Annotated in this window: 25 protein-coding genes; 8 read left to right on the top strand and 17 right to left on the bottom strand. The window is 64.5% G+C overall.

Features of this window, described 5'->3' with window-relative positions:
* The first annotated feature begins 35 nt into the window (after positions 1-35).
* Complete coding sequence (locus tag BM118_RS02750; RefSeq protein ID WP_143099403.1) at positions 36-1,451, top strand: autotransporter outer membrane beta-barrel domain-containing protein; 1,416 nt, start codon at positions 36-38, stop codon at positions 1,449-1,451.
* 67 nt (positions 1,452-1,518) lie between these two features.
* Here BM118_RS02750 and BM118_RS02745 read toward each other — a convergent pair whose 3' ends face one another.
* From BM118_RS02745 to BM118_RS02705, 9 genes are all read right to left on the bottom strand, one after another.
* Positions 1,519-2,496, bottom strand: coding sequence for a TRAP transporter substrate-binding protein (locus tag BM118_RS02745; RefSeq protein WP_092181890.1), 978 nt, complete (start codon positions 2,494-2,496; stop codon positions 1,519-1,521).
* A gap of 28 nt (positions 2,497-2,524) precedes the next feature.
* Complete coding sequence (locus BM118_RS02740) at positions 2,525-3,838, bottom strand: TRAP transporter large permease (protein WP_092181887.1); 1,314 nt, start codon at positions 3,836-3,838, stop codon at positions 2,525-2,527.
* 2 nt (positions 3,839-3,840) lie between these two features.
* Positions 3,841-4,428 carry a TRAP transporter small permease gene (locus BM118_RS02735; RefSeq protein WP_092184214.1) on the bottom strand — a complete coding sequence of 196 codons (588 nt, stop codon included), beginning with the start codon at positions 4,426-4,428 and terminating at the stop codon, positions 3,841-3,843.
* A gap of 163 nt (positions 4,429-4,591) precedes the next feature.
* Positions 4,592-5,389 carry an MBL fold metallo-hydrolase gene (locus BM118_RS02730; protein ID WP_092181884.1) on the bottom strand — a complete coding sequence of 266 codons (798 nt, stop codon included), beginning with the start codon at positions 5,387-5,389 and terminating at the stop codon, positions 4,592-4,594.
* Positions 5,390-5,402: 13 nt separating this feature from the next.
* Positions 5,403-6,179 carry a TatD family hydrolase gene (locus BM118_RS02725; RefSeq protein WP_092181881.1) on the bottom strand — a complete coding sequence of 259 codons (777 nt, stop codon included), beginning with the start codon at positions 6,177-6,179 and terminating at the stop codon, positions 5,403-5,405.
* Between the two features lie 12 nt (positions 6,180-6,191).
* Entirely contained in the window at positions 6,192-8,183 is a 1,992-nt protein-coding gene (gene metG / locus BM118_RS02720) for a methionine--tRNA ligase (protein WP_092181878.1), read from the bottom strand.
* A 109-nt stretch (positions 8,184-8,292) separates the two neighbouring features.
* Positions 8,293-9,339 (bottom strand): DNA polymerase III subunit delta', encoded by a 1,047-nt coding sequence (locus BM118_RS02715; RefSeq protein WP_092181875.1) that lies wholly within the window; start codon positions 9,337-9,339, stop codon positions 8,293-8,295.
* Positions 9,336-10,022: a dTMP kinase gene (gene tmk, locus BM118_RS02710; protein WP_092181872.1), complete on the bottom strand. Its 687-nt coding sequence runs from the start codon at positions 10,020-10,022 to the stop codon at positions 9,336-9,338. The genes BM118_RS02715 and tmk overlap by 4 nt, the downstream gene beginning before the upstream one ends.
* 2 nt (positions 10,023-10,024) lie before the next feature.
* Complete coding sequence (locus tag BM118_RS02705; RefSeq protein WP_177233966.1) at positions 10,025-11,287, bottom strand: D-alanyl-D-alanine carboxypeptidase family protein; 1,263 nt, start codon at positions 11,285-11,287, stop codon at positions 10,025-10,027.
* A 152-nt stretch (positions 11,288-11,439) separates the two neighbouring features.
* Between BM118_RS02705 and BM118_RS02700 the strand changes: the two genes are divergently transcribed.
* Complete coding sequence (locus BM118_RS02700; RefSeq protein WP_092181866.1) at positions 11,440-12,396, top strand: alpha/beta fold hydrolase; 957 nt, start codon at positions 11,440-11,442, stop codon at positions 12,394-12,396.
* On the opposite strand, the gene BM118_RS02695 is transcribed toward BM118_RS02700, so the two are convergent.
* From BM118_RS02695 to BM118_RS02680, 4 genes are all read right to left on the bottom strand, one after another.
* Complete coding sequence (locus tag BM118_RS02695) at positions 12,393-12,908, bottom strand: GNAT family N-acetyltransferase (protein ID WP_092181863.1); 516 nt, start codon at positions 12,906-12,908, stop codon at positions 12,393-12,395. The genes BM118_RS02700 and BM118_RS02695 overlap by 4 nt on opposite strands.
* Positions 12,909-12,930: 22 nt before the next feature.
* Entirely contained in the window at positions 12,931-13,479 is a 549-nt protein-coding gene (locus BM118_RS02690; protein ID WP_092181860.1) for a phage tail protein, read from the bottom strand.
* Positions 13,480-13,517: 38 nt separating this feature from the next.
* Complete coding sequence (locus BM118_RS02685) at positions 13,518-14,045, bottom strand: phage tail protein (RefSeq protein ID WP_092181857.1); 528 nt, start codon at positions 14,043-14,045, stop codon at positions 13,518-13,520.
* Positions 14,046-14,163: 118 nt separating this feature from the next.
* Entirely contained in the window at positions 14,164-14,700 is a 537-nt protein-coding gene (locus tag BM118_RS02680) for a phage tail protein (protein WP_092181854.1), read from the bottom strand.
* A gap of 523 nt (positions 14,701-15,223) precedes the next feature.
* Here BM118_RS02680 and BM118_RS02675 point away from each other — a divergent pair.
* Positions 15,224-19,696 (top strand): IPT/TIG domain-containing protein, encoded by a 4,473-nt coding sequence (locus tag BM118_RS02675; protein WP_092181851.1) that lies wholly within the window; start codon positions 15,224-15,226, stop codon positions 19,694-19,696.
* Between the two features lie 42 nt (positions 19,697-19,738).
* Here the strand turns inward: BM118_RS02675 and BM118_RS02670 are convergent, their stop codons facing one another.
* Positions 19,739-20,665, bottom strand: a complete 927-nt coding sequence (locus BM118_RS02670) for a septal ring lytic transglycosylase RlpA family protein (RefSeq protein ID WP_092181848.1) — start codon at positions 20,663-20,665, stop codon at positions 19,739-19,741.
* A gap of 788 nt (positions 20,666-21,453) precedes the next feature.
* Here BM118_RS02670 and BM118_RS41110 point away from each other — a divergent pair.
* Positions 21,454-21,597: a hypothetical protein gene (locus BM118_RS41110; protein WP_177233887.1), complete on the top strand. Its 144-nt coding sequence runs from the start codon at positions 21,454-21,456 to the stop codon at positions 21,595-21,597.
* Between the two features lie 33 nt (positions 21,598-21,630).
* On the opposite strand, the gene BM118_RS02660 is transcribed toward BM118_RS41110, so the two are convergent.
* Positions 21,631-21,861: a hypothetical protein gene (locus tag BM118_RS02660; protein ID WP_092181845.1), complete on the bottom strand. Its 231-nt coding sequence runs from the start codon at positions 21,859-21,861 to the stop codon at positions 21,631-21,633.
* A 216-nt stretch (positions 21,862-22,077) separates the two neighbouring features.
* Between BM118_RS02660 and BM118_RS02655 the strand changes: the two genes are divergently transcribed.
* A complete protein-coding gene (locus tag BM118_RS02655) occupies positions 22,078-22,656 on the top strand; it encodes a TIGR00645 family protein (RefSeq protein WP_092181842.1) in 579 nt (192 codons plus the stop codon).
* Between the two features lie 47 nt (positions 22,657-22,703).
* Entirely contained in the window at positions 22,704-23,177 is a 474-nt protein-coding gene (locus BM118_RS02650) for a GNAT family N-acetyltransferase (RefSeq protein WP_092181840.1), read from the top strand.
* A 19-nt stretch (positions 23,178-23,196) separates the two neighbouring features.
* Here the strand turns inward: BM118_RS02650 and BM118_RS02645 are convergent, their stop codons facing one another.
* Together BM118_RS02645 and BM118_RS02640 are read right to left on the bottom strand one after the other, a co-directional pair.
* A complete protein-coding gene (locus tag BM118_RS02645) occupies positions 23,197-23,514 on the bottom strand; it encodes a DUF1476 domain-containing protein (protein WP_177233964.1) in 318 nt (105 codons plus the stop codon).
* A gap of 363 nt (positions 23,515-23,877) precedes the next feature.
* On the bottom strand, positions 23,878-24,069 hold the full coding sequence (locus BM118_RS02640; RefSeq protein ID WP_092181835.1) for a hypothetical protein: 192 nt from the start codon (positions 24,067-24,069) through the stop codon (positions 23,878-23,880).
* Between the two features lie 686 nt (positions 24,070-24,755).
* On the opposite strand from BM118_RS02640, the gene BM118_RS02635 reads away from it, so the two are divergent.
* Positions 24,756-25,364, top strand: a complete 609-nt coding sequence (locus tag BM118_RS02635; RefSeq protein ID WP_177233963.1) for a sll1863 family stress response protein — start codon at positions 24,756-24,758, stop codon at positions 25,362-25,364.
* Between the two features lie 295 nt (positions 25,365-25,659).
* Positions 25,660-25,872, top strand: a complete 213-nt coding sequence (locus BM118_RS02625; RefSeq protein ID WP_060912148.1) for a hypothetical protein — start codon at positions 25,660-25,662, stop codon at positions 25,870-25,872.
* Positions 25,873-26,396 lie beyond the last annotated feature (524 nt).

Genomic DNA, 26,396 nt, shown 5'->3' with positions numbered 1-26,396 from the left:
CCGGCGCGGTTGGGGCGCTTCATGCGGTTTGTGTCTTGAGCGCAGACGTACGTGCGCGTCTGGCGCTGCTGCTATTGACGGCCGGATTGCTGCTGCCGCGCGCGGCTGACGCGCAGGTCATGCGCGAGTTCGGCGCGTTCGGGGGTGCCGAGAATCCTGGCCCTCCAGGTCCGAACGCGCCGGGCAGCGGTTTCAATAATTTTGGCGGCGGCAACAATTTTGGCGCCATGGGCGGCCCCATGTTCGGCGGCCCGCCGCCATCCGGCTTTGGCGGAGCACCGCCCGGCAATGGCAATGGCGGCGCCGGCGGCATGCAGCCGAACTATGGCTGGAACGCTGAGCCGCCGGGATTTGCGGCGCGGTTCGGCATGCGGCAGGCATTTGGCGGCGGCTCTGACGCCGCTTCGCAGGGCGGGACGGCGCAGGCCACGTTCCTGGCGATGACACAGTTCACGCAGACCCTGCTCGATCCCGCCATCGACGGCCGCGGCATCGGCTCGGCCGAGCTCGACGCAGAGCTCGCCGCCTACGCCGATATCGGCAACGACCCGACGCATGGCGGCATCGGCCGCGAGGCCTATGGAGCGATCTACGGCCGGCCCTCGCTCGCGAGCCCGCACTGGAACGTCTGGGCGGCCGGCTTCGGTGGCTCGCAGGTGTCGACCGGCGGCACCGGCTTGGCCAGCCGCAGCTTTGGTACCGTGGCCGGAGCCGATTACTCACTCTCGCCGCAGACCCGGATGGGCTTTGCGCTGGCCGGCGGCGGCACCGGCTTCGCCAACAATTTTTCGAGCGGCCGCTCCGATCTGTTCCAGGCCGGCGCCTTCGTCAGGCACACGGTCGGATCAGCCTATGTTTCGACCGGTCTGGCTTACGGCTGGCAGGCCATCAGCAACGATCATCCGGTGACGCCGGCCGGCTCCGGCCAGTTCGCCGCGGCGACCAACGCCAACGCCTATTCCGGCCGCCTCGAAGGCGGCTATCGTTTTGCCACGCCCTGGCTTGGCATCACGCCCTATGCGGCGGCGCAGGTCACCACCTTCCGCCTACCCTCCTCCTCCAACGCGCCGCAGCCACCTGGGCCGCCTGGCGCCGCCAATGCGTTTTCGGCCGCGCCCGGCAGCGACAGCTTCACCGACAGCCGCACCGAGCTCGGCCTGCGCACGAGCGCGTCGCTTGCCTTGCCGGGAAGCGTGGTGAACCTGCGCGGACGGCTCGCCTGGGCGCATGATTTCAGTGCGGGCCAATCGATCCCGGCGGCGTTCCAATCCCTGCCCGGTCAGGGATTTATCGCAGGCGGCACGGCGTTGGCGCCAAACGCTATGCTGACAGGCGTCGCAATCGAGTTGCGCGCCGTGAACGGCTGGTCCGCCGCGGCGAACGTCGACAGCGAAATGTCGAGCCTGATGCGCTCCTATACCGGCAAGGCCGTGCTGCGCTACGCTTGGTGACCAGGCGCATCGATCGGTGACGGTGAGCGGGCATCGTCACCGGCTCGCACTGCGATTCTCCTTGCCCTCACATCTTCTTGTAGGCGTCGACCAAGGCCTGGCCGTCGGCGCCAGCCTTCTTGAGCCAGTCGGCCGTGAGTTGCTCGCCGATCTTCTGGAAGCCGGCCTTGAGCGCCGGGCTGGGCGGCTCGATAGTCATGCCTTTGGCCTTGAGCTGATCGATGTACCAATTGGCCTTCTCTTCCCAGGCCTTCCAGCCGCGCGTCTCCGCGGTGGCGGCGGCCTTGAGGATCGCCTCCTGGGTCGGCTTGTCGAGCGCATCGAACGCGGCCTTGTTGACGAAGGTGTAGTCCTTCGGGATCCAGGCCTGCACGTCATAGAAATATTTCAGCGACTCCCAGGCCTTCGCATCGTAGCCCGTGCCGCCCGACGACATGAACGAGTTCACGACGCCGGTCGCCAGCGCCTGCGGCAGCTCGGCCGCCTGGATGGTGACCGACTGCGCGCCGACCAGTTCGCCGATGCGCGCGGTCCCGACATTGTAGGCGCGCCATTTCAGGCCCTTCATGTCCTCGATCGTGGCCAGCGGCTTGTTGACGTAGACGCCTTGCGGCGCCCACGGCACCGCGAACAGGAGCTTGAGACCCTGCGCCTCGAGCTTCTTTGTGATCAGCGGCTTGGAGGCCTGATAGAGCTTCATCGAGCCCGGGAAGCTCGTCGCAAGGAACGGCACGACGTCGACACCGAACACCGGGTCTTCGTTCTCGTGGATCGACAGCAGCACCTCGCCGATTTGCGCCTGTCCAGTCATGACCGCGCGCTTGATGTCGGGCGCCTTGAACAGCGAGGCCCCCGGATGGACCGTGATCTGAAGTTTGCCGGACGTGGCTGCGTCGACGTCCTTGGCGAACGCGACCAGATTCTCCGAGTGCGGATTGTCGGCGGGATATGCCGCCGGAAGATTCCATTTGGTCTGGGCCAAGGCCGGCGTTGCGGCCACCATGGCGCCGGCGATCAGGCCTGCACGGACGAAACGAGACTTCATCGGACTTCTCCTCACGGTCGAATTGAGATCAATCGGGGAAAGCGAGCTTAGGCAGCAGCAATACGATCTGCGGATACTCCGTGATGATGAACACGGCGCCCAGCAGGAGGACAAAGAACGGGAATGCCGCCCGCGCGACGGTGAACGTATCGCGACCGCTCATGTTCTGGAGCACGAACAGATTGAAGCCGACCGGCGGTGTGATCTGCGCCATCTCGACATGGATGATGAGATAGACGCCGAACCAGACCAGATCGAGACCGGCCTGCTTGACCATCGGCAGCACGATGACGGCGGTCAGCACGATCATCGAGATGCCGTCGATCAGGCAGCCGAGGATGATGTACATGATGCTCAGATAGAGTGCGAGCATGCCCGGTGTGAGCTGCTGCCCCTGAACCCAGGTGGCGAGCGCCGCCGGAATGCCGGTATAGGCCATCGCCGCCGTGGTGTAGGCCGCGCCTGCCAGGATCAGCATGATCATACAGGTCAGACGCGTCGCGCTCATGATGCTCTCGAGGAAGTTCTTGCGCGTGAGCGTGCCGCTCCACCACGCCAGCAGCAGCGCGCCGGCGACGCCCCACGCCGCGCATTCGGTCGCGGTCGCAAAGCCGAGCACGAGCGAGAGGAAGACCGCCAGGATCAGCAACAGGCAGGGCGCAAGCCTCGCCGACTCGCGCAGCTTCTGCCGGAACGGCATTGGCGGATCGCGCGGCGGAATCTTGTCCGGGTTCAAGAGCGACCAGATGATGATGTAGCCGGAATAGAGCGCCATCACGAGCGCGCCCGGCAGGAAGCCGCCGAGGAACACCTGGAGCACGGAGACGTTCGCCGTGACCGCGTAGACCACCATCGGGATCGAGGGCGGGATCAGGAGGCCGAGCGTGCCGGAGCCCGCGAGCGAGCCGAGGCTCAGGCCCTTGTCGTAGCCGCGCTTGTCGAGTTCGGGCAGCGCGATCTTGCCGATGGTCGCACAGGTCGCCGCCGAAGAACCCGACACCGCGGCGAAGATGCCGCAGCCGATCACGTTCACATGCGTCAGCCGTCCCGGCAGCCACTGGACCCAGGGCGACAGGCCGCGGAACATCTCCTCGGACAATTTGGTGCGGAAGAGGATCTCACCCATCCAGATGAACAGCGGCAGCGCGGCCAGCGTCCAGGACGAGCTTGCGCTCCAGGTGGTGGTCGCGAGCACCGAGCCGAGCGGCAGGCTCGTGGTCAGTGCCATCGCCGCGAAGCCGACGAGCCCGAGTGAGACTGCGATCCAGACCCCGCTCCCGAGCAGCAGGATCATGACGCCGAGCAGGATGAACGACAGCTCGATCATGCCGAGATTGGCCATGGTCAACCTCCGCCGCCCTGCGAGATGCGCTCGATGAATTCGTCGGGCGTCTCGTCCGGCGAGCCCTTCTCGTAGCTCGGCCGATTGCCTGCGATGACATTGATCATCTCGTCGATCAGCGCGATCGACAGGATCACGAGGCCGCCGGCAAAGCCGAGCTGGGGAATCCAGAGCGGCAACGCGACGACGCCTTGCGCCACGTCGTTGAAGCGCCAGGAGTCGTACGTCATCTGCAACGCATGTCGGGTGAAATACAGAATGAAGGCGGTCGCAATCCCAAGCGCCACGATCTCCGCGACCTGCTTGGTCCGCCCGTGCAGGCGCTCCAGCAGCAGGCCGACACGGATCATCTCGCCGCGTTTGAACGTGTGGGCGAGGCCAAGAAACGCCATCGCAGCCATGCACCAGGATGCGAAATCGTCTCCGGCCGGGATGTTGAGCGCAAACTGCCGCCCGACCGACATCACCATCATGATGGCGAAGATCGCGACCAGGAAGGCGCCGGCGGCAAAGCCCGAGCCAAGATAAAGCAGATCCAGAGCGCGTCGGAGCAGTCCGACAGCCTTTACGTCGTCGCCGTGCCCTGCCACGCGGCCCCCATCCTCATACTGCGGCGCAATCAAGCCCGGCGATATGCTGGCCTTGCCTGATTATCGCCTCCCGCCAACGTCTGTCTTTGAGACGTTAGACCAACACGATGCGGCTCGCGAAAGCAAGGAGCATGCCGTCTCGGCAGATTTCCACTGGATACGCTCAGCGCGTCTCCAGCCGCAGGCCGTCGTAAGCCGGCACCACGCCCGATGGCAGCGACTGCCGGATGACTTCGTAATCGACGTCGGCCGTCATGTTGGTGATGACCGCGCGCTTCGGCTTGAAACGTTCGATCCAGGACAGCGCGTCGTTGATGCTGAAATGGCTGCCATGGCTGGTGTAGCGCAGCCCGTCGACGATCCAGAGGTCGAGATTTTCCAGCGCTCCCCAGCTCTCGCGCGGGATGTCGTTGAGGTCGGGCGTGTAGGCGGCGTCGCCGATGCGATAGCCGAGCGCGGGAATGGCGCCGTGCTGCACCAGGAAGGCCGTCATCGTCACGGCACCACCCTTCCCCAGAATGGTCCGGCTTTCGCCGGCCTCGATCGAATGCCGGGTCAGGATCGGTGGATAGTCGCTGCCCTCCGGCGAGATGAAGCAATAGGAGAACCGCGCCATGATGTCCTTGGCGGTCGACAAGTTGAAGTAGGTCGGGATACGCCGCCGCATGTGCATGACGACCGAGCGCAGATCGTCCATGCCGTGGGTCTGGTCGGCGTGCTCGTGGGTCAGGAACACCGCGTCGATGTGGTCCACATTGGTCGAGAGCAATTGCTCGCGCAGGTCTGGCGAGGTGTCGATCACGATCCGTGTGGTGCCGTGCTCGGACGTCCGTTCGACCAGCAGCGAGCAGCGGCGGCGGCGGTTCTTCGGATTGCTCGGATCGCAGGCGCCCCAGCCGAGCGCCGGGCGCGGCACGCCGGCGGAGGAGCCGCAGCCCAGGATCGTCAGCGTCAGCGTCATGCGGCTCCCGGATTCAAGCTGGCACCTTGGAGAACAGGCGGAAGAAGTTTTCGGTGGTCTGGCGCGAGATCTCCTCAAACGACACGCCGCGCGCCTCAGCCAGCACCTTTGCGACCTCGACCACATAGGCCGGCTCGTTGCGCTTGCCGCGGAACTTGCCGGGCGCAAGATAGGGCGAGTCTGTTTCAACCAGAATACGGTCAGGCGGCAACTCGGCCGCGAGCGCGCGCAGGGCCTCCGACTTCTTGAAGGTCAGGATGCCTGTGAAGCCGATGTACAGGCCGAGCGACACCGCCTTCAGCGCCAGCTCGCGCCCGCCGGTGTAGCAATGCAGCACGGCGCGAAACGAGCCGCGTGCCGCCTCCTCTTCCAGGATGCGGGCGCAATCCTCGTCCGCCTCGCGGGTGTGGATCACCAGCGGCAGGCCGGTCGCGCGCGCGGCCGCGATGTGGGCGCGAAAGCCCCTCGCCTGCGCTTCCGGCGAGCCGTTGTCGTAGAAATAGTCGAGCCCGGCCTCGCCGAGCGCCACGACCTTGGAATGCTGCGTCAACGCGATCAGCTCGTCCGGCGCGATGCCGTCCTCCTCATCCGCGTTGTGCGGATGGGTGCCGACCGAGCAGTAGACATCCTCGAAGCGCTCGGCGATGGCCAGAAGCTGATTGAGCTTACGCACCCGCGTCGAGATCGTGACCATGCGCCCGATGCCGGCCGCTCGCGCACGCGACACGATCCCGTCGAGATCTTCCGCAAAGTCGGGAAAATCCAGATGGCAATGACTGTCGACCAGCATCGTGCGAACGCCTCAGGCTGCCGGCTCGATGTAGCGCGGGAAGGCCGGCGTCGGCGCGGGCAGCGTCGAGCCGGGCGCGATGCGCTTGGCGCCGCCGAGCGTCGCAAATTTGCGCTCGCCTTCGGGGACACCGAGGCTGTCGAGCAGCAACCCTGAAGCGGTCGGCATCGCCGGCTGGGCCAGGATCGCGATCTGGCGCACGACCTCGGCGGTGACATAGAGCACCGTCTTCTGCCTGGCAGGATCGGTCTTGGCGAGCGCCCACGGCGCCTCGCCCGCGAAATAGCGGTTGGCTTCCGCGACCACGGCCCATACGGCGTTGAGCCAGTGATGGATCTGCTGCGTCGCCATCGCCTCGCGGCTTGCTGCGATCATGCCGTCGGCCATCGCCAGGATGGCCTTGTCGTTGTCGCTGAACTCACCGGGCTCCGGCAGCACGCCGCCGAGTTGCTTGGCGATCATCGACAGCGAGCGCTGCGCAAGGTTGCCGAGATCGTTGGCGAGATCGGCATTGATGCGCGCGACGATGGCCTCGTGGTTGTAGTTGCCGTCCTGGCCGAACGGCACCTCGCGCAGGAAGAAATAGCGCATCTGGTCGACGCCATACTGGTCGGCAAGGTTGAAGGGATCGACGACATTGCCGACCGACTTCGACATCTTCTCGCCCCTGCTGAACAGGAAGCCGTGGGCATAGACCCGCTTCTGCACGGGAATGCCGGCCGACATCAGGAACGCCGGCCAGTACACCGCATGGAAGCGGATGATGTCCTTGCCGATGATGTGCACATCGGCCGGCCAATAGCGCCAGTTCCTGTCGCTTTCGTCGGGGAAGCCGACCCCGGTGATGTAGTTGGTGAGCGCGTCGACCCAGACATACATCACGTGCTCTTCGTCGCCGGGCACCTTGACGCCCCAGTCGAAGGTGGTGCGCGAGATCGAGAGATCACGCAGTCCGCCCTTGACGAAGCTCACCACCTCGTTGCGGCGCGAGTCCGGGCCGATGAAATCGGGTTTATCGGCATACAGCTTGAGCAGCTTGTCCTGATAGGCGGACAGGCGGAAGAAGTAGCTCTTCTCCTCGACCCATTCGACCGGCGTGCCTTGCGGCCCGAGGCGCACGCCGTCGTCGTTCAGGCGCGTCTCGTCCTCGGCGTAGTAGGCTTCGTCGCGTACCGAGTACCAGCCCGCATAGGTGTCGGCATAGATGTCGCCGTTCGCTTCCATGCGCCGCCAGATCTCCTGGGTGGAGCGGTGGTGTTGTTCCTCGGTCGTGCGGATGAAACGGTCGAACGACACGTTGAGCCGCTCGTCCATCGCCTTGAAGCGGGCCGCGTTGCGGGCCGCCAGCGCGGACGGGGTCAGGCCCTCGTTCTGTGCGGTCTGAATCATCTTCAGGCCGTGTTCGTCGGTGCCGGTCAGGAAGAACACGTCCTTGCCGTCGAGCCGAGCAAAGCGTGCCAGTGTGTCGGTGGCGATCGCCTCATAGGCGTGGCCGATATGCGGGTTGCCGTTGGGATAGGCGATCGCGGTCGTGATGTAGAAGACGTTGTCGCGCGCAGGGGCCGCGGCGGGCGCTGCGGCCTGCGAAGTTGCAACCGGCTTCGGCGCGCTTGGCGCTTTTGGCTTCGACACCTTGGGCTTCACGGCCTTCGGCGGCGTGGCGACAGGCATCGGTGCGGCGGCGGTCACGGCAGGCGCAGTCATCTTTGCCTTCCTGGCCACCTTCTTCGCAGGAGACTTCTTCGCAGGAGATTTGGCCGGCTTTTTGGCCGCTTTCTTCACCGCCTTCTTGGCGACGACCTGCTTCTTCGCAGCCTTCTTGCCGGCCTTCTTTGCCGACTTCGCGGCGCTCTTCTTCACGCCCTTCTTGGCGGCAGCCTTCTTGGTCTTCTCGACCTTCTTGGCGGCTTTGGACGCGCGCGCCTTCACGGCCTTTTTGGTGGCCTTCTTCGCAGCTTTCTTGCCGCTCTTGCGCTTGACGGATTTTTTAGCTCGCGTTGCCACGACGAATTCCTTTACCGGCTTCTCAAAATTTGGAAACGAACCTGCGTTAGGTTATTGTTTTGAGCATGATCCTCTCGGAAAACCGCTACACACTTTTCCGGATCATGCTCTAGCGCGTTGCGTCCGCCAGCCAGCCGAACACCGAGAAAACCAAGGGCTTTCGCTCCAGATTGTAGGTTTCGGTGTCGCGCGCGGCGCGGACGATCTTTTCCCATACCTCAGCTAGGCGCGCAAGGCGCGGCAGGTTCTGGTTGGCATTCGCCTCATCCGCATGCAGCCGTTCCGCGATCCAGCGGTCGATGCCGTCGATGAAGGCCGCAAGCGCGACGCGGTCGCTGGTGCCGAGCGAATCGCCGAGCGTGTGCAATTCGCGCGGATCGACCTGTGGAAGTCGCGCCAAAAGCGCCGCCGTACGCTGCTGAAGTTTCAGCGCATCGCCGCCGAGCAGCGTCAGCGCCCGCGCGACGCTGCCCTCCGAGGTCTCGGCCGCTTCGCGCAACGCCAGATCGGTTGGAGCGAGGCCGGCCGCTTCGGCTGCTGCACTGATCACCTCGTCCGTTCCGAGTGGCCGCAGGCGCAGCTTGCGACAGCGTGACTGAATTGTGGCGAGCACGCGCGCCGGCGCGTGGCTGACCAATAGGAACAGCGATTGCTGCGGCGGTTCCTCCAAAATCTTCAGAAGCGCGTTGGCCGCATTCGGATTGAGCTCGTCCACGGTGTCGACGATGCAGACGCGCCAGCCTTCGGCGGCTGCCGTCGAGCCGAAGAACGAGATCGTCTCGCGCGTCTCGTCCACGGTGATCACGGTGCGCATCACGCCGCGGTCGTTCGCCGTGCGCTCCAGTGTCAGCAGCCCGCCATGGGACTCTGCGGCGACCTGGCGCGCCACGGCGTCATCAGGGTCGACTGCGAGGCTCTCGGCGCGCTGCACGGTCGGCGCTAGCGGCTGCCCGTGCGCCAGCACGAAGCGCGCCATGCGATAGGCCAGCGTCGCCTTGCCGATCCCCTGCGGCCCGCCGATCAGCCAGGCATGCGGAATGCGCCCGCTGCGATAGGCCGACAGCAGCGCCGTCTCGGCCTCGCGATGGCCAAACAGACGGCTGGTCTCGCGCGGATGCGGAATGGCGCTCTCGCGCTCGGCCTGGCGCGGGCTCATGCCGACACCACAGAGGCCGGCGTCGGAAGGAGACGGTCACGCAGTGCGTTCCAGACGCGCCCGGCAACCGTGTCGGGGTCGGAATTGGCGTCGATCAGCACGCAGCGCGCGGGCTCGTCCGCAGCGATCTTGCGATAGGCCTCGCGCAGGCCCTGGTGGAAGCTGAGCTGCTCGCCCTCGAACCTGTCAGGCGTGCCGCTGCCGCGGCGGGCGGCCGCGCGCTGGAGGCCGATCTCGACCGGCAGGTCGAGGATGATGGTGAGGTCCGGCTTGAGATCGCCGATCGTGACGCGCTGCATCGCGTTGATCAGACCGGGCGAAACCCTGCCGAGGCTGCCCTGATAGGCGCGCGTCGAGTCGGCAAAGCGGTCGCACAGCACCCAAATGCCCTGCTTGAGCGCGGGCTCGATCACGGTGTGGACATGGTCATCGCGCGCGGCCGCGAACAGCAGCGTCTCGGCTTCGGGGCCGAGCAGCTTGCCCATGCCCGACAGCACCAGGTGGCGCATGATCTCGGCACCCGGCGAACCGCCCGGCTCGCGCGTCACAAGGGTGCGCATCCTTGCTGCCTTGAGGCGGTCGGCGAGCTTCTTGATCTGGGTGGACTTGCCAGTCCCCTCGCCGCCCTCAAAGGTGATGAAACGTCCGCGTCCGGACGGCCGCTGTACCGTACTGTCACTCATTGTCAGAGCTTCTCGGCGCCTGCGCGGAACATGCCGATCACGAGCTCGCTGGCGCCGTCGATGGCGCGGCGCATGGTCGAGCCGGTGCCGACTGCCTCGGCGGCATAGACCGGCGTCTCCACCGCGATGTTGCCGCTGCGCCAGACCTTGACCACACCGACCTTCTGGCCGGCTTCGACCGGGGCCCGCACCGGACCACTATACACGACGCGCGCGATCAGCTTGTCGCTGCCGTTCTTGTGCACCATCACCTTCACGGGCGTCTTGGCGACCAGCTTCACCGAACGGCTCTCGCCGCCGAACACCTTGGCGTAGCCGACCTGCTGATCGGCCGCGATCAGCGTGCGGGTCTCGAAATTGCGAAAACCCCATTCCAGCATCTTCTTGGCTTCCGTGGCGCGATCCTCGGGATCTTCGAGCCCGTTGACGACGACGATCAGCCGCGTGCCATTCTGTACGGCCGAGCCGACCATGCCATAGCCGCCCTCCTTGGTGTAGCCGGTCTTCAGGCCGTCAGCGCCCTCCATCGAATTGAGCAGCGGATTGCGGTTGGGCTGCCGGATCTTGTTCCAGGTGTACTCCTTCTCGCCGAACAGTTTGTAGAACTCCGGAAAGTCGAGGATGATGTGGCGGGCGAGGATGCCGAGCTCGCGCACCGTCATCTTGTTGCCGGGGTCGGGCAGACCGTTGGAGTTGCCGAAGGTCGACTTGGTCATGCCGAGCTCGCGGGCGCGCTTGGTCATGAAGTCGGCGGCAAAGATCTTCTCATTGCCGGCGATGCCTTCGGCCAGCGCGATGCAGGCGTCGTTGCCGCTCTGGATGATCGCGCCGTGCAGGAGATCGTCGACCGAGACCTTGCTGTTGATGGCGGCGAACATGGTCGAGCCGCCCGACGGCGCCCCGCCCCTGCGCCAGGCGTTCTCGCTGATCCGGTATTCGTCGGTCAGCTTCATGTCGCCCTTCTTGATGGCGTTGAAGACGACTTCCGCCGTCATCAGCTTCATCATGCTGGAGGGCGCGCGCAGCTCGTCGGCGTTCTTCTCGAACAGCACGCTGCCGCTGGAGGCCTCGATCAGGATCGCGGTGGGGGCATCGCCGTCAAAGCCGGAATCGTCCGCCTTCTTGGCGCCCTGGACGCTCTGGTTGGCAGCGTAGAGCACTCCGCACCAACCGAGGCTCGCGAGCAGCAGCCCGGCGACAAGCGCGCGCACCAGCATGCCGGAGGTGAAGCGGCTGCGACGGAGCGAAATGAGACGAAATGCCATGGCCAAGCCCTGAGAGCGGCGTTCTAACAGTTGGAACCGGCGCGAACAACATGAGGCTGGTGCCGGAACCCGAGATTGCACGATTCTCGTCACGCCCCTATCGTGGCACCTTATATTTCTCGACCAAACCCCTGAAACAAGGCGGAAAAGCGATGTCTTCCACCCGCGTGATCAAGGCCAATGGGATCGATCTGTTCATCCGCGAGGCCGGCCAGGGACCGCTGGTGGTGCTGTGCCACGGCTGGCCGGAATTGTCCTATTCCTGGCGCCACCAGATCGCGGCGCTGGCGGCCGCCGGGTTTCACGTCGTCGCCCCCGACATGCGCGGCTACGGCCAGAGCGCGGCGCCGTCTGACGTGAGCGCCTATTCGATCTTCGATACGGTCGGTGACATCGTCGGCCTGGTGCAGGCGCTTGGCGAGAGCAAGGCGATGGTGGTCGGCCACGATTGGGGGGCGCCGGTCGCCTGGCACGCGGCGCTGTTCCGCCCCGACATCTTCACGGCGGTGGCGGGCCTGAGCGTACCGCCGCCATTCCGCGGCCGCGGCAAGCCACTCGACCTGCTGCGTCAGGGCGGCGTGACCAACTTCTACTGGCAGTATTTCCAGGCGCCCGGCGTTGCCGAAGCCGAGCTCGAGCGCGATGTCGCCCGCACCATGCGCATCGTGCTCGGCGGACGCGGCCTTGCCGATCCCTCCGCGGCCATGTTCGTGCAGGAGGGCAAAGGATTTCTCGGCCACGCGATTTCCGATGAGCCGCTGCCGGACTGGCTGAGCGAGGCCGACCTCGCCTACTTCACCGAGACCTTCCGCAAATCCGGCTTCCGCGGCGGGCTAAACTGGTATCGCAACCTCGACCGCAACTGGGAGCTGACGGCGCCCTGGCAGGATGCACAGATCCACCAACCGTCCCTCTTCATTGCCGGCTCGAAGGACGCCGTCATCACCGGCCTGATCGGCGCCAAGCGCGTCAACGAACTCGAGCGCGTGCTGCCAAATCTCGCACGAAAACTGATCATCGAAGGCGCCGGCCATTGGGTGCAGCAGGAACGGCCCGACGAGGTCAACGCGGCGCTCCTGAAATTCCTGAGCGAAGCGTCGGCGCGCTAGCCGATATCCTTTCTCATCGTGATGTGCGCGGCGCCCGCCTGCCCCGTCTCGGCAAATCGGTGCCGCAGGTAAAACCGGCGTGCGGCCAGATTGCCCGCGAGCACCGTAAGCGTCAGCGCTCCGACACGCCGCCGGCGCGCGCTCGCCTCGAGCGCGTCGAATATCTCCGAGCCGACGCCGCGATTGCGCACAGCCGGCAACAGCGCGATGTCGATGACGTGCCAGCGCACGGGCACGCAATCGAGCAGGAGCCGGCCGATGGCCGTCGCCTGTCGCGTGATGATCAGCGAGATCGCACCGGGATATTGTGCGGCGTAGCCGGCAGCCTGGCTGCGCAATTGTTGCGCGATGACCTGCTCGAGGATCGGTCCGGACAAACCTGCTGCGGTGAATTCTCCCGCTCGCACCTCCCGGAAGAGCTCACGGACGAACGGCTCGTCAGCCGGGCTTGCTGGCCGCAGCCGCAGACCCGGATCGTCCGGGAGGATGTCGAGCGGCGCGCCGTCAATCATCCCGTCGCTTGATCCCGATCGATCAGGCGTTGTTGAAAGACGGGAATGTCCCGGCATAGGCGATGCACCAGACCAGCGCCTGGGTCGGCTGCATATTGTCGTGGGGCAGCCCCTGCCCGGTCATCGTGACGGCGTTAGGCGACAAAGTGAGATTGCCGGGCGGAGCCACGAAGCCGTTGAAGTTCGGATTGAGCGCGACCATGTTCATTCCCGTTCCAGGACCGGGCGCCGCATTTTGCGCCGTGCTGCTGCCAAGCTGTAGCGCGTGCGTATGTATCGCCATGTTGTCGGTGGTCAGGCTCACCTGACTGCTGCCGACGGTCTCGCCGACGACACGCGGCTGCAATCCTGGCCCCGTCCCCTGGCTGATCGTCACCGAACCGTTCAAGTTCGGCAAAGCGAAATTGGTTGTGCCATTTCCCCCGTAATAGGTGCCGATAAGTGCAAATAACGGAGAAAAAGCCTGAATCGGCAGGAGCTGGCCGAGGCAAGGCAGCCAGGCGCTGTTGAAGCCGCCGGTGGCAAAGGGAAACGGAAACGCCTGGATTTCGCCGACGAAGGGATCTGACATGTTGGCTTTCCTTGGGACGGACGCAATGCGCGGGCGGCCTAGCCCGGTGATGGAAAAATGCCGGCGTAGCAGATGCAGTAGTTGGCAACGACGGACGGCATCATGTTGTCGTGCCCGATGTTCTGGCCTGCCGTGGTGACGCAAGCAGCCATCGTCGCGTAGGGAGCGGCATTCATGACCGGGGCATAGAGATTGCCGGACGAACCGGTTGCAAGGTGCACGGTCGGTCCTGGCGTCGCAGTGGTGCCCGTGGCCGTCGAAGACAGCAGCGCATGACTATGCGTCGGCATCTCCGTCTCGATCAACGTATGGGCTTCCTCTCCGGCGATCTGGCCCAGGATGTAGTTCGGGAGGCCCGGCCCGGCGCCCTGGCCGATCGGAACGCGACCACGCAGATCGGGGAGATTGAAGCTCTGCGCTCCATCGCCGCCGTAGGTCGTACCAATCACCGCATAGAGGGTGTCGTATTGCGAGATCGGCAACGACTGTCCGCTGCAAGCCAGCCAACCATCCGGGACGCGCGGAAAGCCGAACAGGCGTATCTCGCCGATAAACGGATCTGCCATCTCGAATATCCCCCTGCCTGTGCGCGCCAGCAGATCGGTGCTGGTGCACCACGGGCGCTATTGTTCAAAGCCTTGAAAAGCTGGATCTGGCTTGCGGAAACTCTGCTCTGATGACCGTCTAGTTTCGCGACGGATAGAGTCCTTGCATCGCGATCAAATAGTTGATGACGAGATAGGGCTGCATGTTGTTGTGCGGCTGGCCACCGCCCTCATTCACCAAATTCGTGCCGACGGCCAATGGGGTTTCCGCACTTCCGGCAGCCAGGAAGATATATCTGTCGGCCGGCGCGGTAGTTGTGGCGAAGATATTGTTGGTGGGAGCGGCGCCTCGCCCCTGGCCGTTCGCAGCTGTCGCCTGGATCATGTGATTGTGCTGCGGGAGCTGCAGCCCCGTCATGTTGACCGACACCGATCCGCTGATCATGCCGGCAGGATATTGCCCGCTGCCGCCGCTCGAGCCGAGTATGGCGCGGCCGCGCAGATCGGGAAGCGCGAAGGTTCTGACGCCGTCACCACCATAATAAGTGCCGAGCAACGAGAACAGCGCCTGATTGGTCTGGATCGCGAGCAACGCTCCGTTGCAGAGTGCCCAATTCCTGGGAATCATCGCGCCGGCAAAGGGCATGATCTGCCCCATAACGGGCTGGTACGGCATAACCCCTCCCAAAAAAAATCAAGCGACCCGTCGTATGACGATGCGAACGACGGCAAGACTTAAATTAAAGAATGAATTCCGAGCGGCCTACTCGCTGAGATTGTTTCTCAGCCTGCGCTAACAGTCAAGCGCTGGCACAACCATAACTCGTCTATGTGCCGTTGCGGCAATCTTTACTCTAGCACGCACTTGTTGCCACAATGCAACGGTTCGCTGGAAAGTAGTACCCCCGAGTGGGTTTTCGGGGCGTTCAGCCTGCACGCGCTTGCAATTGGTTGCGGCGTCCGGTCCTAACTACACGCTAGAATTTACGTGACCATTTACACAATCAGGGATTTCAGGGCGGAAGCTCTCTTATCGAGAGCCGCCGCGAGGGGGGCCGGTGAGTCACGCAATTGCTGTGGCCGTGCCAGAAATAACCGGGGAATTGGCGGACTTGGCGCGCAGAAGCCAAACCGAACCTCGGCAGCTATTGCGAGGACTTTGGCGCGCCGCTCAACGAATCTGCATCGCAGCCGTCCTTATGCTCGGCGCCATGACGGCGGCGAATGCAGCCTGTAATTTCACGAGCGCTTCGACCACCGCCGCAACAATCACGTTGACCGGGACCGGCGCAGGGAACGCAGTCGGTCTCTGCGTGACCAACGCTACGGTATCGTTTGGCCTCTACGGCTCATCGAACGGCGCCAATCCGAACATCGACGCCTTCAACAACTACCCGATGACTGCCGGAGGTTTGAATCTAACGAACCTCAGCTATACGTCGTCCAAGGCTACCTACACGCTGGTCCCCGTCAACAATGGGTCCAACAACTCACACACGGACGAATACGACATCCAGATCAACTCCCTGTCGGGAGGCGGCACTGACACGATCACGCTTTGGTACGCGAGCGGTTGTAATCCAGGCAATACGTGTAACTTCACACCTACCTTCACCGATACGTCGTTCACGATCACGGTCAACCTGCCCTCGCCCTCGGTGACATCAATTTCTCCGACGGCGGGTCCGACGGCGGGCGGCAACAGCGTCGTCATCACAGGCACCAATTTCACCGGAACGACCGGCGCCGCCGGCGTGAAGTTCGGCGCCATCAACGCAACAAGCTACACGGTCAATTCCAATACGCAGATTACCGCGGTCGCGCCGGCCGGCTCCGCTGGTACCGTCGATGTGACCGTGACCACCAATGGCGTAACGTCTGCGACATCGGCCGCCGATCAGTACACTTATGTCAGCCCACCGACGGTGACCTCGGTCTCGCCGACATCGGGTCCGCAGACCGGCGGCACGACGGTGATCATCACCGGCACGAACTTGTCGGGTGCGACGGCGGTGACCTTCGGCGCCACGGCGGCAACAGGATTCACCGTCAATTCGGCGACCCAGATCACCGCCACGTCGCCGGCCGGCACTGGCACGGTCGACATTACCGTCACGACGGCCGGCGGAACGTCTGCGACTTCAGCGGCCGACCAATTCACTTACATTCCCGCGCCGACCGTCACCTCCATCTCACCGACGACAGGTCCGGGCGGCGGCGGCACGGTCGTGACCATCACCGGCACCAACTTCTCCGGCGCAACGGCGGTGACATTCGGTGCGACGGCGGCGGCCGGCTTCACCGTCAATTCGGCCACCCAGATCACGGCGACCTCGCCGGCCGGCACCGGCACGATCGACGTCAGGGTCACGACAACAGGCGGAACGTCGGCAACCTCGGCGGCGGACCAATTCACCTATATCCCCGCCCCCACCGTCACCTCGATCTCGCCCACGGCGGGGCCCACGGCCGGCGGCACGTCGGTGACGATCACGGGCACCAACTTCACCGGCGTTACGGCCGTGACATTCGGCGCGACGGCGGCCAGCTTCACGTTCAATTCCGCGACGTCGATCACCACGACATCGCCCGCCGGGACCGGCGTCGTGGATGTCAGGGTGACAACCCCTGGCGGGACGTCCGCAACGTCGGCGGCGGACCAGTTCACCTATCTCGGCCCGCCAACCGTCACCTCGATCTCGCCGACATCGGGTCCGCAGACCGGCGGCACGGCGGTGGTCATCACCGGCACGAATCTGTCGGCGGCCTCAGCCGTGACATTCGGCGCCACGGCGGCAACAGGATTCACCGTCAATTCGGCCACCCAGATCACTGCGACGTCGCCGGCAGGCACCGGAACGGTCGACATTACCGTCACGACGGCCGGCGGGACGTCTGCGACTTCAGCGGCCGACCAATTCACTTACATTCCCGCACCGACCGTCACCTCAATCTCACCGACGTCAGGTCCGGGTGCGGGCGGCACCGTCGTCACCATCACCGGCACCAACTTCTCCGGCGCAACGGCCGTGACGTTCGGGGCGACCGCTGCGACGGGCTTCACGGTCAATTCAGCCACCCAGATCACGGCCACCTCGCCGGCGGGAACCGGTACGGTCGACGTCAGGGTGACGACATCGGGCGGCACCTCCGCAACATCCGCGGCCGACCAGTTCACCTATATCCCCTCGCCGAACGTCACCTCGATCTCACCCACATCGGGCCCGCAGACAGGGGGCACGGTGGTGACAATTACAGGGACCAACTTCACGGGCGCCACAGCCGTGACCTTCGGCCCAGCGGCTGCGACGGGCTTCACGGTCAATTCGGCGACCCAGATCACGGCGACCTCGCCGGCCGGGACCGGCGTCGTGGACGTCAGGGTAACGACCTCGGGCGGGACGTCCGCGACGTCGGCGGCGGATCAGTTCACCTATTTCGGCACGCCGACGGTGACGTCGATCGCGCCGACGGGCGGCCCGCTCGCCGGTGCCACGTCGGTGACGGTCACCGGCACAAATTTCACCGGCGCGACGGCGGTCAAGTTCGGGGCGACGAATGCGACCGGCTTCACGGTCAACTCCGCGACCTCGATCACCGCGACTTCTCCTGCCGGGAGCGGCACGGTGGATGTCACGGTCACGACGCCGGGCGGAACGTCGGCCACCTCCGCTGCGGATCAGTTCACCTATGCCGCGGCGCCGGCGGTGACATCGGTTGCGCCGAATGCGGGTCCGGCGACGGGCGGGACGTCGGTCACCATCACGGGCACCGCGTTGTCCGGCGCGACCATTGTGAAGTTCGGCGCAACCAATGCGACCAGCTTCACGGTCAATTCGGCGACGTCCATCACGGCGGTTTCGCCGGCCGGCGCCGGCATCGTCGATATCACCGTGACGACGCCGGGGGGAACGTCCGCCACATCGGCATCGGATCAGTTCAATTACACACCTGCTCCGTCCGTCACCTCGATTTCACCGACCTCCGGCCCCGCGCTGGGCGGCACGTCCGTGGCGATCACGGGGAGCGGCTTCACAGGCGCCACCGCGGTCAAATTCGGCGCCAACAACGCGACGAGTTTCACAGTGAACTCGGCGACGTCGATCACGGCCACCTCGCCGCCCGGCGCCGGCACCGTCGATGTCACGGTAACGACGGTCGGCGGGACGTCGCTAACGTCGGCCGCAGACAGGTTCAATTATCTGTCCGCCACGACGGCGACGGCGCTCACCTCGTCGCAGAATCCAAGCAGCTACGGCCAGTCCGTCACGTTCACGGCGACCGCGAGCAGCTCGGGCGGAACACCGACGGGCACCGTGACCTTCAACGATGGCGGCACGCCGATCGGCACGTCCACGCTGTCGGCCGGCGTCGCCACCTTCGCAACGACCACGCTCGCCGTCGGCAATCACACGATCACCGCGACCTACAACGGCAGTCCAGCCTTCAATGCCTCGACATCCCCGGCCCTGACCCAGTCGGTCGACATTCCCGCCGACAGCGCCAAGCTGCGCGCGCTGCAGCTCAACGTCACCAAGATCGTGGCGCAAAGCTCGGGACAGGCGATCTCCGGCGCGATCGACACCGCGATCTCCGAAGGATTCAACGACGGCGGGCAATACATCACGCCGGGCGCGGGCGGCCTGCGTGTCAACTTCGCCGCCCAGCCTGACGGCGACGACGACGACAAGCCTCAGTCCGGGTCGCAAGGCTCGAACGCTTATGCCGGCGACGGAGGCTCCGGCAGGACCGGCCGTGCCGGCGGGCGCGGGTCCTCGCGGATCGACAATGCCTTCGCCGCGATCGATCGGGCAGCGCCGACCAAGGCCCCGCCGATGGCACGCTTCAAGCAGCAGAAGGACTGGCTGTTCTGGATCGACGTGCGCGGCACCGGCATCGACCGCTGGGGCTCGTCCGGCAGCATCGGCCAGGGAGCCACCCAGGCCACGCTCTACGGCCAGCAGATCAACCTGCTGTCGGGCCTGACCTATCGGGCGGCGTCCAATGTGCTGGTCGGCGTGGTCGGCGGCTACGAGAATTTCAGCTACACCGAGACCGACATCAACGGAAAGCTGAAGGGCGACGGCTGGACCGTCGGCGCCTATCTCGGCTGGAAGATCATCCCGACACTCCGCTACGACGCGGCGGTGACCTATTCGGGCATCGGCTATGACGGCACCGCCGGCACGGCCCAAGGCAATTTCAACGGCAATCGCTGGATGTTCGCGACCGGCTTCACCGGCAGCTACCGCTGGGCCAATTTCAACTTCGAGCCATCGGCCAAGGTCTACACGCTGTGGGAGCGGGAAAACGCCTATGTCGATTCGCTCGGCACCCAGCAGGCGGCCCGGACCTTCTCCAGCGGCCGCGCCTCGGCCGGCAACAGGGTCTCCTATCCCATACCGTGGCTCGATAGCGTGCTGCTGGCCCCCTACGCCGGCGTCTATGCCGACTACTACTTCACCCGGGACGACGCGGCCGCGATCATCGCCGCGGGCGGCGTGCCGCTGGCATCGACACCACTGCTCCAGGGCTGGTCGGCGCGCGTCACCGGCGGCATCGGTGCAAGGCTGGCGAGCGGCACCACCGTCGGCTTCGGTGCCGAGCTCGGCGGCATCGGCGGCAACACGCAGATCTGGACGTTCACGGGACGTGCGCGCATCCCGTTCTGATGCGCCACGCGGCGCCGAGGCGCCACTGACCGGATTACCTGCTTAGTAGAGGCCGCGGCCGCTCAGGATGCTGCGGGCCTCGGCGGCGCCGTCGGAGGCCGACGGAGCGGTCTCGGTGGCGTAGCGACCATCCTCGTCATAGGACACGGCGCGCGCGTTCTGGAGCGCCCGGCCCCGGCTGCGGCTCGAGGCCGACATTTCCGAGGTCGCACTGAGTGAGGCCATGTCGGCCGAGCTATTGCCGAGATTGTAGGGCCGCCCCTCCGGCATCGGAACCTCGCCGCGGATGGCGCCACGGTTCGACGAGGGTAGCTCCGGCACGAACGGCCTCGCCGAGGCGACCCGGACCATCGAGGGCGACGGCGCCGGGATCCCGGTGCGCAGGGTCGCCATCAGCTGGCGGTCATCGGAGCCTTCAAGCGGCGCCCGGCCGACATATTCGACGCGGACCTTGGCGACGCCATTGCCTTTGAATTCAAGGAGTTCGGCGGCTTTGTTCGAGACGTCGATGAGCCGGTTGCCGTGATAGGGACCGCGGTCATTGACGCGGACGATCAGCGACTTGCCGTTCGAGATGTTGGTCACCCGCGCATAGCACGGCATCGGCAGGGTCGGATGCGCCGCCGTCAGCGAGGTCATGTCGAACACCTCGCCATTGGCGGTCAGGCGGCCATGGAAATCGTCACCGTACCAGGACGCCATGCCCTCGGCACGGTAGTTGACGTCCTCCTCCGGCACGTAGGTCCGGCCGGCGACGATGTAGGGCTTGCCGACGCGGTAGGTGCCGCCGCCCTTGGGGACCGGATCACCCAAAGCCACGACCCGGGGGCTCGAGGACACGCCGTATTTCGGATCGACGCGGCTGGCGAATTTGTTGGAGGACGCGCAATTGGCGAGCGCGAGGCAGGTCGCGGCCGCCGCAACACCACGCGCGGCCCGCAAAACCGAATCTGACCGTCGGATCCCCATTCGCCCCAAATACCATTCTGCCGGAGGCGTGCCCAACCCGCTTTGGCGACGGGGAGCGCTGTCCGGTCCTTTGCACCGAGGCGGCCCACCACCGCTTCGGACGTCGTGACGATATCGCAACCCGAACACGGCGGAAATGGGGAGCCTGCGGCGATCGCGCGGAGATGGTAAACGCCGCGTTCGTTTTCCTCCGTTCATCTACGGAACGCAGGCCCCTGCTCTGTGCCACTCCTGGACATTCTGTTGCGCCAAATCCTCACTCCACCCCCATTGTCGCGCCGCTCACTGGAATTCTTTTGACTGTGCAAGGCCGCACGCGTTCTCTCGGACGCAAGGGCGGGATTTGGAATTTAATGATGATCGAGACGGTTTCGGCACTGATGGGTCTGGTAAGCGCGGGGATCTTCCTGGCCCATGCGTTTGAAGGTTACCGTACGAGGGCCTGAGGGCACTCGCGCGGGCGGCAAGCATCACCTCTTGCAAGACGGCACGTTCGGACAATTTTAATCGATCCGACCGAGCATTGCAGACGAGAGCGGCAGGTGTCCCATGCGTAACCATGACCTCGTATCGGATGGCTTCCTGGCACTGACCGCAGGCGGTCTGGTGCTGCTGTGCTCGAGCCTGGTCGCGCTGGCCTTCGGCTGATCGCAGACACCCTTTCCTCGCTTTCCAACCACGACCGTACTGCGCCGCAACACAGGTGTTGTCCGGAATTGCTCTGTTCCCGTTTAGTTGATTGAATTTCCGCGTTCGGCGCCTCGACTCATTTCAAGAGGCCATCACCAATGAAGGTGACGCAAATGCTTGCCGAGAAATTCTTCCTGGTCCTGGAATCGCTGATCCGCGGCGACCGGACCTATCCGGACGGAAGTCCCCGGGTCATCAGCACCTCACCGCACGTCCCGGTGAAGCTGCCCGACCGGAAATAGACCGGATCGTTTTCGCTTCCCGTCACGCGTTGCTCAGCGCAGACCGAGCAGCGAGCGACGATAGAAGCTGTCGCGGGCCTCGCCGAGGCAGACGAAGCTGCCGTCAAAACCCTGGCCGTAACGTCTCTGGCCCCTCGCGTAGTAGACGCCCTTCCTGAAATCCAGCCAGACCACCTGATCGCGCGGACAATGGCGCTGCGCTTGCGCCTCGTAGCGAAACGGCGTCAGCGGCGTAGCCGACACCTCGCCGGCGCCAAGCATCATCACCGCAACTAGCGCGATCCTCGCTAGCCCGTTGCCAAAGCCGCTCCGCACGTCCCGCCTCCCGCGATCCAGGCCGTCGCGCGACGGCCGCCCGGCACGGTAGCACGAAACGGCACGATCCCTGGAAGGCTGCAAGCGCACCTCGCCGTCTTCCGCCGGCCATCTTGTCGGGCTACATGAAAGCGAGATTCATCTCGATGCGAGGATGCTGCCTGAATGTCGGTTGAGCCTGTCCCCACAACCGAAGCCCGCCCGCCCTCGCCGCGCCTCGGCCTGCTGCCGATGATCATCTTCGGCTCGCGCTGGCTGCAACTGCCGCTCTATCTCGGACTGATCGTGGCGCAATGCGTCTACATCGCGCTGTTCCTCAAGGAGCTCTGGCATCTGTCCTGGCACGCCCTCGATCTCACCGAACAGCAGATCATGATGAGCGTGCTGGCGCTGATCGACGTCGTGATGATCTCCAATCTGCTGGTGATGGTCATCGTCGGCGGCTACGAGACGTTCGTGTCGCGGCTCGATCTCCAGGGCCATCCCGACGAGCCGGAATGGCTCGGCCACGTCAATGCGAGCGTCCTGAAAATCAAGCTCGCCATGGCCATCATCGGCATCTCCTCGATCGCGCTGCTCCGAACCTTCATCGAGGCCGGCAATCTCGGCTCGAACCGCGCCGGCTTCACCGAGACTGGCGTGATGTGGCAGGTGCTGATCCACATCACCTTCATCGTCTCGGCGCTCGGCATCGCCTACGTCGACAGGCTCAGCGACTCCGGAATGCGCAGACATGCTGACTGAGGACCGCCCGCACACCTTGCAACCCACCGCCTGGCCTGCGAGGCGCCATGTCCGCCGATGACGAGGTGTCTTTCAGGGCAGCACGCCCGGACGACGCTGAAACGGTGTTCGACATCACCAAAGCCTCGATCGCCGGTCTTGCACAGGGATGCTATTCGCCGTCGCAGATCGAGAACTGGATGGGCGAGCGGACACCCCGGTTCTACGAAGACCTGATCGCCAAGGGCCGAATGACCGTCTGCCTTCGCAACGGCGTCATCGTCGGCTTCGTCGATGCCGAGCCCGGCGAGGTCACCCGATTGTTCGTACTGCCCGAGGCGGCCGGCTCCGGTCTCGGCCAGCGATTGCTCGACATCGGTGTGGCCAAAGCGCGGCTGGGCCATAGCGGGCCGATCCGTCTCGAGGCCACGATCAACGCGGAAGCCTTCTACCGACGATACGGCTTCAGAAGCACGGGCAGAGGGCAATTCTCTCATGGCCTCGGCGGCGAGCCCATCGAGATCGTTCAGATGGAGCTGTGAGCATCAAACCGCGCGGCGCTCATTCTTTGGCTTCGAGCTGCTGAATCGCCTGATGCAGGCATTCCTGGAACTTGGCGGCGACCTGCTCGCGCGCCACGCCCTTGGCGGCGAGATCGCCCGACACCTTGTCCAGGACCTCGTCCATCGTCCGGCTCTCCAGATGGTCCGTCGCCAGCGCCGTCGAATAGTTCGCCGCGGCATCGCCGCTGAGCCCGAGCTGGCCCGCGGCCCAGAGCCCGAGCAGCTTGTTGGACCGGGCCGTGGCCCTGAACATGAGCTCCTCGTCGTGGACGAATTTGGCCTCAAAGCCCTGCTCGCGCTTGTCGAAGGTGGTCATGGACAGCTCCATTGCATTTTCGCTGATGAGGATCGGACTGGTTGGGAGCGAACGTCTCCGTCATTCACGTCAGTTGAGGATCATTTGAATCTTCGGGCGGAAGGCAAACGCCGTCAAGCCTGCCGCTCGTGGAAGCCACGGCTCCGCGGCAGACTCAGCGCCGCACGGCCGGAGACATCGAGAGCTGACGTGAACAGAGAGCTGCGGGAGTTTCGACGGATTGAACGGGTCTGCCTGAGGCCCAGTCGCCCTCCGGCGCATTGGCAGGCGCCGTCCAGGCGCGCAAGCTCGTCTCTGGCGCGATGCAACGGCACCAGGTCCAAAGATCAATCCAGGACATCTTGGTGCGACGACCGGGCTCGGTCAGCCCTTTGCCGTCGCCGCTTCGCGTGCAAGCCGCTCGGCCCTCAGCCGTTCCTTGTTGGCGTAGAACTGCTTCTGCGCCTCCTCGTGGTCGCGCATGGCCTTCTCAGCCTCGATCCGGCGTGCCGCATCGCGCGCCTGGCGCTGTTCGGGGGTCAGGGGTTTGCGTCGGAAGGAAAGGTCTTCGGTCATGGCAACACAACGCGGACGCAGCGAAAGAGTTCCGCAGGCTGAACCGAGCGGGCGGTCTGGACCGACCGAAATGCTCGCTTGCTCAGGACCTTACCGGCAGAAAACCTCAACCAATCCGGCGGGCTGCCAATGCGGAAATCCGAGCGGGTCCGCGCTGCCCGAAGGCCGCCCAAAACAAATCTCGAAAAACAACCCCATGCACAGTAGCTAAGTCCTGCTGGCGCAACGGCTTTTACAATTCACGAAACGCCCTTTGACGCGTCGGGCAAAACAGTGGCATCCTGCCACCTTCGGAAAATCCGTTGGCCATGAGCTTCGGCACCGGATCGGGGCACGCCGCAGCCGGATCGGTTGGCGCTCGACGCATCGCGGCAGCCAGCGGAGCAGCCGCAACCGCCCCAGCGCGCAGATGCCCTTCGCGGACAGGTTGCTGTCCACCGATGCCAAGCTGAAAGCTCCGCAACAATTCGCGCGGCGATCGACACCAGACGCTTGGCGCGCCGTCGCGCGAATGGGCCGACACGCAAATCGCCGGCACGAAACGTCAACCGCGTTTCCTCTTTCGCAGGATGAGGCGGCGCGTCGAGAGTTCGCGAGAGCTTCGGAACACGACGTCATTGAGACAGGTCAATACGAGCAGGCCCAAGCTCTGGGATCTTAACTTTGGCAAGCAGATGGAGACGGCCATGTCACAGCAGAGCAGCATGCATTTCTACCTCACTTGGGCCAAGGAGCGGATCGACGAAATGGACGCTGCATTGGCCTCGTTCGAGGTCAAAGTCGGCCAGGCCAAGGCTGAGTCCAAGGTCAAGACTGATCAGCTCCTGTCCGATCTGACGAAGCGCCGCGACGAGTTTCAGGCCCAGCTCAAGACCCAGGCCGAGGCGGGCGAAACCGCCTGGGCGGGCGCCAAGACGGAGCTTGAAAGGCAATGGGCTGGATTCGAGGCCCAGGTGAAGACCTACTTCGAAGGCGCCGGCAAACAGCTCGAGCAACAGCAGGCCACGTTCAAGGACGTTGCCGCTGCACAGTCCAAGGCCTGGCGCGAAGCTGCGGACAAATTCCGCGAGGCCGCGGGCAAAGTGGCCGCAGCCCGCACCGTGGATGTCGATGCCGCGCTCAAGCAAATGAAATCCGATGCGTCCGAAGCAGAAGCGCGTCTCCAGAAGCTGAAACAGGCCGGCAGCGAATCCTGGTCGGTCCTGAGTGCCGCTCTCGCCGAATCCCGGAAGGCGTTCGATCAAGCGAACAAGGCCGCATGGGACGCGCTGAAAGGCGCAGGTCCAAAGAGCTGAAATTTTCGCTTCCGAAGAAAGAGCATGGCGCGCCCGAGTGGCGCGCAGCGACGGAAGCCTTGCTTCTGGTGGTCGAGCGCGGCGGCTCGACCATATTCGCCCGTATCGGCGTCATGCGGGCGCGCTGAACAGACATTACGTCCCGGGGCTCAGTCCCAAGAGCAAGGAACCGCATTGGGGACGACGCAAGCTGAAGCGGGATCAATGATCGTCTTCCTCTGGGGAGACGCCATACGATTTTCATTTTTAGTCGGAATCAAATTGAGCCGTTGCTTCAATTATAAGGACGTCATTCATGACCAAGGAAAATTGCCTGATCGTCCACGTTGCTGGAAGACAGTTGGATCTGCTGCGAGGAGAAGCCTCCCGCATTGCAAAGGACAGTAAACTTGATTGGTGGATCGATCACGCCGATGTCGGCACGCGCTTCTGCTTTGAAGATGCGAAGGCGAAAGAAACCTTCGCTCTCACCTGCGACAATTTCGGCGTTCCGTGCCGCGACGGCTAACCAAGCCCAACGGGAAAGGCCGCAGGGTGGTTCCAGCCCCCACTGCGGCCATCCCGGATAAAGTAGAAATCGGTGCTCAAATCTCGCCGGTGTTCTTTCTATAGAACACCCCGTTCCGAAAATGGATTCCGTACAACTACCGGAGCGCGATGTTCCACGCATTGCTGCCCGAACGGGAACATGGCACGGGTTGCATTCCAGCCCCCTAGGACTCCCGGCTGCCGGTTCAATTGCGGATCAGAGCGCGCCGGGAGTGCCAGGTCCAACCGTTGCGCCCCCAAACCCTTTCCGGCGAACAGGAACGTGGTTGTATTGCCAAGTTTTTCCGATGCCCTTCCCCAAGGGCATTCGCTAGCACCAGCTCACCTGACCCCACTGAGCTGGGTTTTTTTGGGCCTATACTTGGCGATGCAGTCCCCAAAAGGCGATCAGCAGGAGAGCTGCGGCCCCAATTCCCAGCAATAGGAGAATGGCTTCCAGCATGGCGAATCAAGCTCCGCCCCTCTGGAAGGATATACCTTGCC

Source organism: Bradyrhizobium sp. cf659, assembly GCF_900113725.1.
Classification (GTDB): Bacteria; Pseudomonadota; Alphaproteobacteria; order Rhizobiales; family Xanthobacteraceae; genus Bradyrhizobium.
Note: the sequence above shows the minus strand (reverse complement) of the source record. Positions and strands in the feature narration are given on the sequence as shown.